This is a genomic window from Pseudomonas capsici (genome assembly GCF_017165765.1).
GTDB lineage: Bacteria > Pseudomonadota > Gammaproteobacteria > Pseudomonadales > Pseudomonadaceae > Aquipseudomonas > Aquipseudomonas capsici.
Genome location: NZ_JAFGZD010000003.1, coordinates 399,368 through 413,515, shown reverse-complemented (window position 1 = coordinate 413,515; position 14,148 = coordinate 399,368). Strand labels below are relative to the sequence as shown.

Below are 14,148 nucleotides of genomic sequence, written 5' to 3'. Positions count from 1 at the left end.
CAGTGAGATCGGGCAGTTACTGCCGCATCAGTGGATGCCGGCCTGACTTACGCAAGGTGAGTTCGCCGGACGCTTACCATATCGATTGCCTATGGTGCGTACAACTATCGATAACCGATCAAGAATATCTGGAATCTGAGCATCTGGAAGGTTTTTCTCCAAATACATCAATACGCCAATTGTACGGCTACCACTTCTGGCATAAGCACTCACAAGATCGACAATCAAATTGGCATCGAACTGTTTGTATCCGACTTCATCGGCAAGCTCTATTGCCAGTCGAATTGAAAGCTCATCTCCATGACAACACAGCTCATAGAGCACATTCGGCCAAACAATTTCGCCACCTATTTCGATAAGAGTCTCACCTGCGACTTTCCTGCAAGCAAAAACTGCCTGAGAGTTGAGCACTATTCTCATAAGATCATCTGTCAACGCTGACGCAATTTCATTTCCCTTGAGCGCCTCAAGCATCAGAAGGGAAAGGCCGAAGGATGTATCGGGCGCCAAGATCAGTCGACGTATGTCCTCGACCAGCTCTACACGCCCAAAACCACGTAACGCACAAGATCTCCAGTCGCGAAAGTGAGGATTATCTTTTGCCAACAACTCCAGCGAATGGATTAGCGAGCGAGCTTGGTCAGCCGTCAGTTCACCTGCATCACCATATTCAATCAACCCCATAGGATCAGCAGCGATAACAGCCTTGGTAAGAGCAGGGTCAAGTGCGAGCCACGCATGAATGCCGCGAAGGCTTGAAGGTACGAGCCCATGACTATGAAAAAGTGATAGAAGGCGCTTACGCTTATCCCGGGTATTGGCCTGCTTCGCTAGCCATTGAGCCCCCAAATACTCACCAACCCGGCGATGAAGATAGGTAAATCGGTCCGCGCCTTCGGCTTTGAAAAGCCGTGTGCCAAACATAGTCTCCATACTGTCCCCACCAGGGAGACGGGAGATATCAGCGAGCTGCAATTCACCTTCTGCGGCGTTCGCAACGGATATTCGAACAATGGCCTCACTACCAGTTAGGATCAGTCCTGCAAATGCAGCTCCTGCGGCATCAAGACCTATTTCCCGTGCAGGTTGATCACCAGCCTTTGTATCTCGATGCTCTACTCTTAAAACCTCAATTGCACTCTCAAAAAGCTCGCCACGTGTCTCCGGCAGCCTTCCCGCCCCAGCAATACGTGCGATTAGTTCGAGAGTCTGAGGGTTTCCAAGTAGCCCGTTGAGCCCACGAGCATCGAAATGCTCAATTACAGTTTTAGCAACGGTACTACCAAGCCAGGAGCTCAGAAAGGTTGCTGCATCATCTTCGTTGAAGGGTTCAAGGTGAAGCTCCAGAGGCTTTTCAGGATACTGCTCATTGATAGCTTCTAAACCAGTTGCGCTACGCCAATCCGCCACCCGGCACGAAAGAATGAAACGAGGGTAACCGAGCTTGCCGAGTTGACGTAGGACAAGATCCACCGCGTCTCCGTCTTTCTGGCTGCTTACCTCATCAAGCGCATCAATTACTAGAATTTGAGCGTCGCCTAGAAGTGTCTTCGGGTCATAACGATTGATAAGCTGGCGGGCAGTGCAACGGGAATAACCCGGAAACATTGCAAGCCATTCAAGCAGATGTGACTTGCCCATTCCGGCTTCGCCAAGAATGACGAGCGGCTCAGCCCGCTTTAGCAAGTCATCCTGAGACAGATTGGCCCGGCCGTCCCGGGCGTCGTACCAAAGAGTTCTCTTAATGATTTTATGCACTATCAAATTTGCGCATTCGCTCATATCGTACGGAAGCCTCAGCCAGAGCCTATCTATGCATCATGATACTAAAATAATGATGTCATAGAAGCACTACCCTGTAACCCTATATACCTACGACGGCTTGCAAATGTCGGCCTTTCCGGCAACATAGCTCCCTAGCAGGCCTGCTTGTTCTCCCACATACACGCATTGCCCACTCACGGCCTCTAGACGTAGACTAGGCCTTACTATAAACAGTCTTATGCAGATATTTCTCTAAGTCCGCCTCCTACCCTCACGTAAAAATTAGCGTCTACAATGACTACAGAAATATAATTTTATTACAAAGTGGCAAAAAACGTTCGAACAACCAAAGATCGGAGACAAGTCCCCATGAGCAATGAGTCGTTGCCGAGTACTAGGCTCTATCTGAAAAAAACCGTCGCATATACCGCATGACACAAACCAGCAAGACCATTACAGCATAGCTTTTTGCAAGCTTGTCGAAGCGCGTGACGATTCGGCGGTTCTCTTTTTTAGCCAGCCGAACATGCGCTCGATGATATTGCGCTGTCGATATTTGAGACGCTCAAACAGACTCGGTAAGCCGGGCTTGGGCTTGGGTTTGCGTTTCATTGAGCGGAGCGGAATGACTGGCTACATCCGTTATCGGTCGCAGTAACGGCGCAAGGCCTCGACGTCGTAGCTCTTGTCATCCAGCAACCATTTGCATCGTTTGCGTGGACGGCCACGCTGGCTTGTCGGGATGCTGACATCATCAAGCAAGGGCTGGGCATGACTGATATCACTGGCTTGACCACCAGAGAGAAGGAAGCGCAACGGTATCCCGTTGGCGTCGCAGAGCATATGGATTTTGGTTGGCAGGCCGCTGCGACTGAGGCCTAAAGCATGATCGGCAGGCTCGTCAGGCCCCTTTTTCGCGCCCCAGATGAAGCACAGGTTGCTCGAACAGCGGCCGAATCGATCCCAAGTGTGGGGGCGATCAAGCCTTTGTCATTGAGTTTGAGGTGCAATCGTCTGAGCATCTGATCGAATGCTCCGCGGTTTCGCCAGACACGGAAGCGGTGATAGACCGCCGCCCAAGATCCGAAGCGCTCGGGCATATCTCGCCAGGTTGCCCCTGAGCAGAGAACCCAGAGCACACCATAGAGCATCAAGCGATCACTGCTGCGAGGCCTGCCCCTGACATGGACTGCTGTAAAAAGATCGGGGACCACTGCCCACGCTTCACTCGAGAGTTAATAACACTTTGCCATCACAAAGTTCCTTTCCGTAGATGGTGGGCGACTGTACAAAACCTGGGCCGTTCCGGACCAAATTTCAATTTATTGGGATTTCAGAAAGTGCCTAATTTATATAGGTTTTACATATCTAATTATGGCTTGAGTTTACACGCACAGAACTTGAACAAATATATTAACCAATAGACATTCACACCTACAGGCACTGCGACTTATTTTTAAAAATATATCCTCTAAGGCCTACCCTTTAACTATCAAGCTGATATTCCATGCTACACCCTTTCCAATTGCCACTTAACTTGTCGGCGCGCTGTCGCGATGATATCTGTGAATAAAAGAAGCTTCACATTCGGTTCGATATACTGTGCAGGGAAATCAGTGGAGCGTCGGCCGCCTAACATCAATACAGTTATTGGCTTTGCGGTGTACTTGGCAAACTCATGCCGATATCTTGTAGCTTGCTGGTAATCCTCATAATTCAGGCCATGAGAAGGCCTTTTGAATTCGATAAGCAAATACTCACCATTCAAATTCTCGTTGAGCAGGAGGTCTGGTCGATCAGCGCCAGACTTCCCCTGATACCTCACACCTAAATATTCCTCGACCTGTTTCCTGAGCCCTTCGTTGGAGCTGAATGCAGTGTATTCGGCTCCAATGACCCAGAGAGCCTTCTCGATAGCCCGGTGAACCGTAGCTTCAAGGCAGGCTTTGTTTTCTACCAGGCTTTCCAGCCAATCTAGGAACGCTAGCCGAGCTTTTGCCTGTTCCACCAAGATTGCCATATCCGCGAGGCCAAACTGCTCCAGCGCTTCAGCAACCGCAGCGACATCCGCCTTCTTGGCTTCAGCCAGGTGCTCGATGACTGCTGCATAGTCAGAGCGCTCAATGGCCTGAAGCACCACGAATGCGATTGCCTCGACCTTGTGCTCAGGCTCATCGTAGTACTTGTCTAGGACCTTCTTGATGGCCTCCTCAGCAAACTGACGCTTGTGCTCAGAGAGTTTCGACATACTCAGGTTCAACGCTTTCTTCAACCTAGCATGCGCGAGTTGCATCTCTTGGGCATGAGATTGATGGAGTGCCTCCTTCACCGTCTGCTGGACGTATTCAGCGACCCGCTGATAGCTCTCGCTGTTCTCGATCACAGAATCCCAGCCAGCTGTGATGTAGTCTCTCAACCCATCAGCACTGATCTCACCGTAAAGCTTGCGCAGTAGCTTAATTGGTACGTCATCACACCCATCCAGCCCAAAGAATCCAGGTTTACCGATGGCTTTACCATCGACGAGCAGCGTGATGCCGGGCTGTCGTAAGCCTGTCTTTTTGTTGCTGATGGAAAACCGTAACGCTACGTCGCCCGCGAATGGCAATGTCTCGGATTCTTCCTTGTAGGTGCCTTCGAGATCATCAATTCCCAGTGGCTTTCCATTGATAATAATGATGAATCCAGACTGCCGACCATATTCCTTAATCAGCTCTTGTCGCAGTTGGACAGGATTCGGGTAGCTCAGATCTTGCCGGAGATGCGTGAGCTGAATAGAGGTACCATGCTCTCCCTCACCACAGTTGGACAAAGCTATCTCGATTGGAAGGTGCTCGATGTCAGAAGCCTGCTGGAGATTGTCGACGCTCAACGTAAATGACGCGGACTGGCCACGAGCACGAGTACTCAAGGTCATCACCGATGCAGCCATCAGGCCCGCAAATTTGCCGATACCCTTTCGACCTTTGATGACTCTCTGCTTTCCGAGAGTCCGCTCTCCTCGTCTGAGGCGGCAGTCGGATGCGATCTTCATGTACTGAGATTTCAGCTCGATAACAGTCATGCCATTGCCATTGTCGCTGACAACGATAGGTTGATCGCTCAAGGGCTCCGGTAGAAAGATGACAACTTCTTCTGCATCGGCATCCCACGCGTTGTCCACCAGCTCTTTGAGAGCTTTCTCTGTCGACGAATACCCCTGACCCAGTAATGTCGCTAGGCGCGCATCGACCTGAAAATTGGCTTGCTCCATGACTCACCTGGATCCAATCAATGAATATCAATTTAATATCACTAAGTAGAGTCTGTCACTGCCTTTTGATCGCGTTTTAAGATGACTGATGCCCCCCATGGGCCGATTACTACAGGAGAAGAACACTGGAGCCAATGGATGCGCGATGCCCGCGCACGATTGGCCGACGCCGATCCATCAGGAATGACCAGACTTCGATCGGCCTACGGCGGTATGGGGTCCTTCAATGATCTTGTGCTGGGGCAGAGTTACAGGAATGGTGCTTTGTGCTGGAAGTCGTGGCATGGGGAGTTGAATCAGAGGTTTTATGGATTGCGGGATGAGGTTTATCGGCTTTTGGGGGAGGTTGGTTAGATCCAGGGATTATGGCACGACTGGCTACGACTGCCATCGCTTACGCGCATGGAGGTATGCGGTCAGATCGCTATAACCAAGCTGGCTCGCAATATCAGTCCGGCTTTCACCTTGCAGCTCCAGATACTGTTCGATATCAGCGCGTACCAGATCCAGCAATTGACGAAAGCTGACGCCTTCATCTTCCAAACGCCGTCGCAGGGTACGAGGACTTTGGTGCAGTAGCTCAGCCTGACTATCGAGAGTGGGCACCTGGCCGTTTGCCAGGTTGTGGCGAATGCTCTGCGCTACCTTCGCCGACCAGCCAGCCAGACGCTGTTGCCGGGCAACGCATCGATCCAGTTCCTGTTTCAGCACGGCCAGCATGCCTGCATGCCGATTGCGCATCGGTATGCTTAAACTGGCACTATCGAAGTACATCCGCGTGTGCGCGCATTCGAAGCTTACATTGCCTCCAAAATATGCACGGTACTCACTGTGATAATCAGGTTTTGGGTAGGCCAGCTGCACGCGCGCAGGCACGATGGTATGGCCTGAACCCTGGTTGCACACTGTCAGAGCCATGACGAAATAGTGTTCGGTGAGATAACGCACCAGGTTGATCGGAGCATCGATATTCAGCTCAACGCCGATGCCATTGGCGTCCTGGAGAATACTCACCACGTCCATATCCGAAGCCAGGCCGGCATAGCGCGCCCAGTTCTCCATCGCATCTTGCACGTTGTTGCAGTATTGGCCTACCAGGGCGATTACGTGCCAGTCCTGAGGAGTAAAGGCAGCAAAGAGGTGCAGGCCGATGGCCGGATCGTGTCGAGCGGCTTCTGCCCAGAGTTGCTCCAACGCCAATGCGCTGTAATCGGCCTGCCCCTGGCGTGAATGGCTGTTGATGTAGCGTTGCAGCACATTGCCCATGGGGCCACGGTGAAAGCGCTGGACAAGCTGTTGTTTTGCAACGGGCTGGGGATTGGCCAGTTCTCCCAGGCTTCTGTCCTGTTCGCGCATATCGTTAGTTGTAGTCATGGTTTCTCATAGTCGGGCATTAGCCTATCGGCCCGAACGAGAGATTGCCATGGATATAACAATGATCGCCAATAGCCCTATCGCCGTAGTCTCCGCCATTTTCTTCGGTTTTATTGTGCTGGAGCTTGCTTGCGCGTGCTTTCGCCAACCGGCCGGTGGCCGCCGTGATGTGATGATTGAAATCATCGGTTCCAGCCTGTTGCTAGGCTTCACCTTTCCGCTAGTGATGCTCATCACCAACACCCTGCTCGAGCATGCCGCCCCGCAAGCGAAAGACAGTCTGATCAACCTGCCATGGTGGGCAGGACTGGGCTTGTTCCTGATATTCGATGATATGACTCAATACTGGTGGCATCGTCTTACCCACCGCGTACCATTCCTCTATGCCCTGCACCGCGCGCATCACTCGGCACCGTACATGAGCATTCGCATCGTTTACCGCAACAACAGCTTCTACTATCTGCTGATGCCGGGTCTGTGGTTCGCTGGCATCCTGATCTATATGGGCCTGGCGCATATCTACTACCCCTATTTGATCGTCAAGATGCTGGTGATTTTCGGTGCCCACAGCAGCGTGCCTTGGGATGCCAGGCTGTACCAGATCAAAGCGCTGCGCCCACTGATGTGGGTGCTGGAACGCACTATCTCCACACCCTCGACTCACTCGGCCCATCACGGCCTCAACGCCATCGATGGCATCACCCATTACAAGGGCAACTTCGGCAATCTTTTGTTTTTCTGGGACGTCATTTTCGGCACCGCCAAAATCACCCGCCGTCGTCCGCAGGCCTTCGGTATCGAAGATATGAACCCGGTGAATTGGCAGGAAGAATTGTTCTGGCCAGTCGTGCGCAGCGACAAACCTGATCTCCAGCAAAAGCCTGAAAACGAGTTAGCCCAATGAACGTGAACGTTGTCCTGATAGCCGGCTCCAGTCGTACGAATAGCCAAACTGCCAAGGTCGCTCTCTATCTTGGCCAGCGCTTGAAAGCGCTGGATATCTGCACGGCCCCGCACATCATCGATCTAGCACGATCGCCCCTGCCGCTGTGGCCGGGTGAAGACCTCAGAGGAATATGGGCCGACCATGCTGAAGTGCTGCGCGAAGCAGACGCCGTGGTAGTGCTTGCACCTGAATGGCACGGCATGGCGGCACCGGCAATTAAAAATCTGTTTATGTATGCCAGCTACAAAGAAGTCGGCCATAAGCCAGCACTGCTGGTGAGCATTTCATCTGGCCAAGGCGGCGCGTACCCGCTTAGCGAGCTGCGCGCCTCCAGCTACAAAAACAACCGCGTGTGCTACCTGCCCGAGCACCTTATCGTGCGGCAAGTGGAAGGTGTGATGAATGCCGGCGAAGCACAGACCGCCGACGATTTACGTATCCGTCAGCGTGCCGACTGGACCCTGCAAATACTCGGTCACTATGCGCAAGCAATGCAGCCTCTGCGCGGGCTGATTGCCATGGACAATACGGATTTTGCTAACGGAATGTGATCGCTTGGCGGACGTAGCGTTTTATGGGCGCGGCGCATTCGTTCCGCGAGGGCGTTGCATGTATCACAACGCCCCGCTTATTGTTTGGCCAAGGCTTTTCATACATTTCAACAAGTACAAAAATCCCCTGGCAGATCAACCATCACCGCCACCTCCACAAGCAATCAACTCGATGAGCCCCATTTGGTACCACTTGTTCTGGCAACTCCAGCCGTGCTCGAAAGTAAAGGCACTTGCGGTGCCGCTGAACGCGAGCCCTACGGAAAGGGCGAGCGCCGCTCCAATTGTCAAACGTGCTTTCTTCAGTCTGTTTTTCATGGAAACTTCCTCTATCACTCGGTTGCTGTGCGGTCTAGCAGGTGAAGGAGCGGCGCTTGTCAAAACCAGCCGCAACTCCTGTGGCAGAGCTGCCACTTTTTGCTTTATCGAACTGCATCTGAATAAAGACAGCGGAGGAGTGATTACTACTGAAACAACGTTGATTCAGCGGAGCATGCTCCTCAAGCCCATTTGATTACGCAGAGCCAGCTGTATCAATAGTACAAGTGAGCTATTACTCGTCCTGAAGAGACACTACATGTTCCACGAAAAAAGGCTGCCGATCCGGACTCACCCACCACAAACCCGCACGACTTTTCCCTTTCTCTCGAACGAAATTTCCTAGAAAATCCTACCCCCTTGCGCCCCCGCATTCAGGCTACTAATGTGCGCCGGTCGCTGCATAGCAGTGATCGGGTTTAGTCGCCCAATTGTGTTAGGCGCATGGCGTCACCAGAGTCAGATGATTTTTTTCGTCTGCACTTTATGGTGGCCGTGCCCAGGGCACCTTCGGGTGCGCCGGATCCTAACGCCCGGTCGACTAACCTGTGCACGGCTGCCACCTTCGTTTAGTCGCGACAGGAGACAGCATTCCCATAGCGTTAGGAATCTCCAACATGCTCAATGCCGAACCCGCTTTACCCCTTGACCACCCTTCCCTTTCCAGCCCGAACACCACGCTTGAACAATCCCTGTGCTATGCCTCGGAACTGCTCAGTTGCGCTGCCGCCACTGCCTATGAAAGCAGCGACCATTTGAGTGGCACGCAACGACATCTGGCACTTTCCGTTGTGCATCTGGTGGAACTGGCCAAGACCGTGGTTGATCGTTCGTTGAACGGAGTTGAAGTGCGCTGACGCCGAATGGCGCCTTGCTGCCAATGAGCGGCTTTCCGACAACCTCCCAACCGTCGGAAAGCTGTTCTACTGGTGAGCATTAACTCTACCGGGAATCCGACTTCATCCGTTCCCCCAACAAGGGCCACTGCACAGCAGCCATTCATCCACCCCAGCGCCCATAATCTGGCGCTCGATTGCTCGGTGCCAGAGACGGGGGGCATCGCGGCACTTCTGTCACTCTCACATCGGCTCAGAACGCAAAGTCAGCAGCCCGACTCTCACCTTGAATCCTCATCCTTGGCTGACGACACCCGGGCGGATGCTCAGGTGCCTTGATCAGCGACCTCCCCTCATGAATCAGCAATAACCGCAGCAGACCAAAGCTGCCGAGATCGCGGAAACATTGATGACCAAAAATGCATGTAATCCTTTCTCAGAACGGAGCCTGGAAATTACCCACCTCTCGCCTACCTCGCCAGTGCTGATCTGTAGAGCAAGTAATGTGCGAGGTTTCCGAAAACAGACGCATGGATTGAGACCTGCGACCTTCTCGCGAAAATAACGATGAGGATCGTTGGCATGCAGAAGAGCCGGATGAGATCGGGCAATGACAGGATATTGCGTTTCATGAGGTACGGCCCGATGCCATGCCCAAAGCCTGGCAGTCACCAACATGGAGGCGTTCTGTTCAGGACGCTTATCTGAAGGTGATTTCGGTAATGACCTTGAAAGTCTTGCACGTGAGCAGGTCGAGGTATCTCGCCTGAGGGGAGAGAATCACACGTTGGGGAGAGTGTATGCGTTACGGACTTGAGGGCTTTGTTCAGGAAATCATTTATAGCGCTGGTCACCCAAAGACCTGATCCCCTTCAACGAAAGGATCAGGTCTGGGGAGGTATTACAGACCGAGGTCCGACAGACTTGGGTGGTCATCCGGGCGGCGTCCCAGAGGCCAGTGGAACTTGCGCTCGCTCTCTTTGATGGGCATGTCGTTTACGCAGGCGAATCGACGGTGCATCAGGCCATCCGCTTCGAATTCCCAGTTTTCGTTGCCGTAAGAGCGGAACCAGTTACCTGAATCATCATGCCACTCGTAGGCGTAACGTACGGCAATGCGATTGTCGGTGAAGGCCCAAAGCTCTTTGATCAGGCGGTAATCAAGCTCTTTTTTCCATTTGCGAGAGAGAAAACCTTTGGCTTCTTCGCGGTTGGTAGCAAATTCGGCGCGGTTACGCCATTTGGTATCCAGCGTATAGGCAAGTGAGACCTTTTCGGGATCGCGGCTGTTCCAGCCATCTTCAGCGAGTCGGACTTTCTCGATTGCCGTTTCACGAGTGAACGGAGGAAGTGGCGGGCGAGTTTGTGCATTGGACATGGTAGTGCCTCCAGGATAATTGGATGTATCGTTTATTTAACTTTTTGGAACTAAAGCGCCTGTAAATAGGCCTCTTCAAACAAGAGCAGTACAACTTTCTTTCAACGATTATCGTCGCAAAATCAACGCATCACGATAATCGCCATTTATATAAAAGATCTGAGATGATCCAGCCTGTTCGAACGGGTGCAGGGCAGCCACGCGGAACAATAAGCGTTAACGTCATCTTTTAAATCGCACGTCTTGCGACGTGCCAGAAAGTCAACTTTTCAAACGATGCCTATTTAATCAATAACCGTGCAACTTCCCTTGCGTCGTCGACGGCACTGTAATCGCCCATCACGCGTGCCATCGTAATGGCACCTTCGATCAGTATCAGCAATTGTCTCGCCAGAACAGATGGTTGCTCCGCATTCAACTGCTCGGTCAGTTCGAGCGTGTAATCCAGTAACTTCTGCTTATGCAGCCTGGCGATATGACGAATAGGGTCATCGGGATCTCCAACCTCTCCGGCTGTGTTAATGAACGCACAACCTCGAAATCCGTCTGACTCGAACCATCCCTTAAGCACCGCAAAGATATTGAGGATACGGTCTTGCGGAGTATCCGCTTTATCACACTCCGTTCTGAACCACTGCATCCAGCGAATATCTCGTGCGTTCAACGCTGCTGCCGCCACTTCATCTTTGGTCGCGAAATAGCGATAAATGCTTTTACGAGCTACGCCCGAGGTTTTCACCAAAAGGTCCATGCCTGTCGCATGAATGCCGTTCTGATAAATAAGTTGCTCGGCGGTCGTAATAATCTTTTCTCGAGTATCTGTCATTTGCGTCTCCATGGACTCAATGTAGAACGATCGTTCTCCCCGGTCAAGCACCAATCGGAAAATTTCTATGAGCGACTGAGGTCGTCAAGCTCAAGGACGCGGCGAGCCGTGCCATCGGAAGGCTGTTCTACGGATGAGCAAAAGCAGCCGCACGCAAGAAGCCCTGGCGTTGGCCAAGGCTTGTGCATTTTTCGTGAGTCAGGTCACTACCCTGGGGCTGGCATACTGGCACCGTCCCGCACCTGCATCAGCGCAAATCCCAGTAGATTCAAGCCTTTCCACAGATTTGGATTGTTCGCATCCCCGTTGTCCTGGGCGAGCCCTATACCCCAGATGCTATCAACCGGGCTGGCTTCGACAATAATGCGCGAACCGGTTTGTAGAAGATATTCGTTTAACTGCGGATTCTGAGAGAACTTGGCCTGGTTCGCTCTAACGACGATATCGTATCGGTGTTGCAGCCAAACCTTGTCATTAAATCCGCGCACCTTGCGGCCAAGTGCTTTGGCAGCATCGGGAGTTGGAGCGTGGAAAACCTGCGCACGAATTTCGTGATCGTCGAACAAGGCCGCTTTCTCGGCCATCATGAAGTGTTCGGCCGTCGGGTAATGTTGACCCTCGACATTAAACCCGGCCTCGAACCATTGGCTGAAGCACGAAGCCGTGACGGCAGCTTTGTTACGCTGGTGTCCCCAGAAAAACGTAAAGCTCAGATGCTCTCCCGAGTTGAAACGGGCGCACAGTGCTTTCAGATGTTCAGAGTCGTTCAATCAGATACCCTCGCTAAGTGAGGATCGAAGTTACAGCTACAGTGCTGGTCAAGGCAACCACGAAGCCTGGCAGGTCTTCGGCTGACAAGCTCAGGCTATGCAGCGTTGGCCTATATCGAATTTGATATATGGCGCATTCGCTCATCTTTTGGCCGATTACTGCCAGCAACCAAAAGAAAATGTTCAGGCCCGCTACGGAATGCATTCCTGTTACTGAGGTCTGTAGATCAACTCAGCCAGGGACGCGCTCTATGCCTATCCGCCGTACATGCTGTTTGCTGATCTTGCCGTTGTTTACAGGCTGTCAGTATTTACCTCATACCGATTACTTCACCGCACCTGAAAACGAGCCGAACCCCGCCTGGATCCGTATCGTCGACTTCACTCAGCATGCCGCTATATACCAATACGAAAACGGTGTGCGTTCAGGAGGCGTCATACGGACAAGTATTTTCCCGATCATCCATACGCAGGATATGGGCATGCCCAAAGCAGGGCAGGATCTGACGTGGGACTACTATGAAAGCCGGATCCGGCCTGGTATCGAAACTCATGTGTTCATGATGTGGGAGGGTTCACGTACCCGGCACTGCTACGTCACAGCGCAATTCACACCACAGGCCGGGCGCTATTACCAATTCAGCATGACATCGGGTATCACCGGCACTTGCAAGGCGTATTCTTCGCTGATTGAGCGCGACAAAGACGGCACATGGCATCTCATGCCTAATACGGATGTGACGTACAAAGATGGAAGCCCGAGGAGCAAAACGTATTACAACGATAGTAGATTCGAGGATTCGAATTACCGGCCATCTCCGGATCGTTATCCCGGCATGGACATTAACTGATTTTGTAGAATTGAACGCCCCCATCGGACCGAAAACGATTACTTGAAAAAAAAAGCCCGGCGAACCGGGCTTTCTCATGCCGAGCGCTGATTAATTAGCAGTTTTCAGCTTGATAACATCGCCGGATACGGTGGTGGTGTAGCCGTTCAGGACCCAGGCCCAGAACCATTTTTCCTGCACCTGAGTATTGATCAGCGCATCTCCGCCTTTTGCCTGGATTGCAGACTTTTGAGCGCGAACAAAACGATCGTTCTGACGAATAGGGATCAGACCGAAAAGCATCAGGCCAGTAGCACTTGCTTCACTGTGACCAACGACGGTGTACTGGTTGCTATCGTATTGCTGAGTCTTCATGGCAGTGCCGGTGCAACCCGCCAGAACCAGACCACATACTGCAGAAGCGATGACTTTACTAAAGGACTTCACGATGTTTCCCCATGGCATATAACCCGAATCCAATTTTCGGGCGGCGCCACTCTACCTGAAGTGCTCAAATTTTTGACATTTTTTTACACACATGCCCGAACTTACGCCGTTCCCTTATTAATATGCATCGGCTTCTTGGTAGAGTTACCGATTATTAAGGCAGAATTAGAGGTATTTCAGAGATACCAGTGAAAAAATCACGCACTTAAAACTCGTGCTGCACGAGCGAGCGAGGCGAGAATGTCTTCTGAACCGACAGATATTCTGCGTCGGTACGCTGAAGTCGCCAGCAAGCTGCCTCCCACGAAGTGATTTCGCCAGCCTGCTGCAAGAAGCCTCGGTTTACGGTGCCAGAGCCACCTCTGAAAGCTTGATCCCACACATCTCGGCAAGCACCTGCACCACCAGCGCATGATCCTGCCTCTGATGAGGCAGACCCGACACAGTCACGACGCCTATGAATCCAACACCTTCGACCTGTAAGGGGAAGCTGCCTCCGTGGCATGCATAGTCGCGTGGAGGGAGAGCCATGGAAGCCTCCAGCGAGTTGCCGTTTTCAAATGACAGGCCCACTCGATAAGAACTCTGCCCCATCAACTCCACCACATTCCTTTTCCGGCGAGCCCAGTCAGCATTGCATGCAGCGGTTCCGGGCATTGCGTAGAAAAACACCGTCTCGCGAGCAAGTCTGATTTCAATCGTCGTACCCACCCCCGCCTCTTCGCACAGGGTCTTCAGCCTGAGCCCAAGTGCCCACGCAGCAGCGTTATCGAACGCCTTGAACTGGAGCACCTGTTCCTGAACCGCGATACGCTGCAGATCTTCCTGTCGCTCAATATTCATCGATATAAGTCC

14 protein-coding genes and 1 pseudogene are annotated in these 14,148 nt (G+C 52.2%); 5 read left to right on the top strand and 10 right to left on the bottom strand.

Annotation, left to right across the window (positions count from 1 at the left end; translation table 11 throughout):
- Positions 1-27: 27 nt before the first annotated feature.
- The 3 genes and pseudogenes from JSY17_RS06530 to JSY17_RS06520 all read right to left on the bottom strand — a co-directional run bounded on the left by JSY17_RS06530 (position 28) and on the right by JSY17_RS06520 (position 5,017).
- Positions 28-1,782 carry an NACHT domain-containing protein gene (locus tag JSY17_RS06530; RefSeq protein WP_206402059.1) on the bottom strand — a complete coding sequence of 585 codons (1,755 nt, stop codon included), beginning with the start codon at positions 1,780-1,782 and terminating at the stop codon, positions 28-30.
- A gap of 376 nt (positions 1,783-2,158) precedes the next feature.
- Positions 2,159-2,978, bottom strand: a pseudogene (locus JSY17_RS06525) (IS5 family transposase).
- A gap of 296 nt (positions 2,979-3,274) precedes the next feature.
- Positions 3,275-5,017 (bottom strand): ATP-binding protein, encoded by a 1,743-nt coding sequence (locus JSY17_RS06520; protein WP_206402058.1) that lies wholly within the window; start codon positions 5,015-5,017, stop codon positions 3,275-3,277.
- A gap of 81 nt (positions 5,018-5,098) precedes the next feature.
- Between JSY17_RS06520 and JSY17_RS25960 the strand changes: the two genes are divergently transcribed.
- The gene (locus JSY17_RS25960; RefSeq protein ID WP_408636085.1) at positions 5,099-5,371 is read left to right on the top strand and encodes a DUF6966 domain-containing protein; all 273 of its coding nucleotides are present in this window, start codon (positions 5,099-5,101) and stop codon (positions 5,369-5,371) included.
- A gap of 24 nt (positions 5,372-5,395) precedes the next feature.
- Here JSY17_RS25960 and JSY17_RS06515 read toward each other — a convergent pair whose 3' ends face one another.
- Entirely contained in the window at positions 5,396-6,373 is a 978-nt protein-coding gene (locus tag JSY17_RS06515) for an AraC family transcriptional regulator ligand-binding domain-containing protein (RefSeq protein ID WP_200976473.1), read from the bottom strand.
- 67 nt (positions 6,374-6,440) lie between these two features.
- On the opposite strand from JSY17_RS06515, the gene JSY17_RS06510 reads away from it, so the two are divergent.
- Together JSY17_RS06510 and JSY17_RS06505 are read left to right on the top strand one after the other, a co-directional pair.
- Positions 6,441-7,295 carry a sterol desaturase family protein gene (locus tag JSY17_RS06510; RefSeq protein WP_206402067.1) on the top strand — a complete coding sequence of 285 codons (855 nt, stop codon included), beginning with the start codon at positions 6,441-6,443 and terminating at the stop codon, positions 7,293-7,295.
- Entirely contained in the window at positions 7,292-7,888 is a 597-nt protein-coding gene (locus tag JSY17_RS06505) for an NADPH-dependent FMN reductase (protein WP_117181251.1), read from the top strand. Before JSY17_RS06510 ends, JSY17_RS06505 begins: the two co-directional genes overlap by 4 nt.
- A 135-nt stretch (positions 7,889-8,023) precedes the next feature.
- Here JSY17_RS06505 and JSY17_RS06500 read toward each other — a convergent pair whose 3' ends face one another.
- On the bottom strand, positions 8,024-8,206 hold the full coding sequence (locus tag JSY17_RS06500; protein WP_117181249.1) for a hypothetical protein: 183 nt from the start codon (positions 8,204-8,206) through the stop codon (positions 8,024-8,026).
- A gap of 617 nt (positions 8,207-8,823) precedes the next feature.
- Between JSY17_RS06500 and JSY17_RS06495 the strand changes: the two genes are divergently transcribed.
- Entirely contained in the window at positions 8,824-9,063 is a 240-nt protein-coding gene (locus JSY17_RS06495) for a DUF6124 family protein (protein WP_117166640.1), read from the top strand.
- 880 nt (positions 9,064-9,943) lie between these two features.
- Here the strand turns inward: JSY17_RS06495 and JSY17_RS06490 are convergent.
- From JSY17_RS06490 to JSY17_RS06480, 3 genes are all read right to left on the bottom strand, one after another.
- On the bottom strand, positions 9,944-10,420 hold the full coding sequence (locus JSY17_RS06490) for a nuclear transport factor 2 family protein (RefSeq protein ID WP_117166641.1): 477 nt from the start codon (positions 10,418-10,420) through the stop codon (positions 9,944-9,946).
- A gap of 280 nt (positions 10,421-10,700) precedes the next feature.
- Positions 10,701-11,258, bottom strand: a complete 558-nt coding sequence (locus tag JSY17_RS06485; protein ID WP_420908019.1) for a TetR/AcrR family transcriptional regulator — start codon at positions 11,256-11,258, stop codon at positions 10,701-10,703.
- A 194-nt stretch (positions 11,259-11,452) separates the two neighbouring features.
- A complete protein-coding gene (locus JSY17_RS06480) occupies positions 11,453-12,016 on the bottom strand; it encodes an NADAR family protein (RefSeq protein WP_206402056.1) in 564 nt (187 codons plus the stop codon).
- 251 nt (positions 12,017-12,267) lie between these two features.
- Here JSY17_RS06480 and JSY17_RS06475 point away from each other — a divergent pair, with 251 nt between their 5' ends.
- The gene (locus tag JSY17_RS06475) at positions 12,268-12,867 is read left to right on the top strand and encodes a hypothetical protein (protein WP_117187049.1); all 600 of its coding nucleotides are present in this window, start codon (positions 12,268-12,270) and stop codon (positions 12,865-12,867) included.
- A 90-nt stretch (positions 12,868-12,957) separates the two neighbouring features.
- On the opposite strand, the gene JSY17_RS06470 is transcribed toward JSY17_RS06475, so the two are convergent.
- A complete protein-coding gene (locus JSY17_RS06470) occupies positions 12,958-13,293 on the bottom strand; it encodes a hypothetical protein (RefSeq protein ID WP_117166808.1) in 336 nt (111 codons plus the stop codon).
- A gap of 342 nt (positions 13,294-13,635) precedes the next feature.
- On the bottom strand, positions 13,636-14,136 hold the full coding sequence (locus JSY17_RS06465; protein ID WP_206402054.1) for a heme-degrading domain-containing protein: 501 nt from the start codon (positions 14,134-14,136) through the stop codon (positions 13,636-13,638).
- Positions 14,137-14,148: the final 12 nt, after the last annotated feature.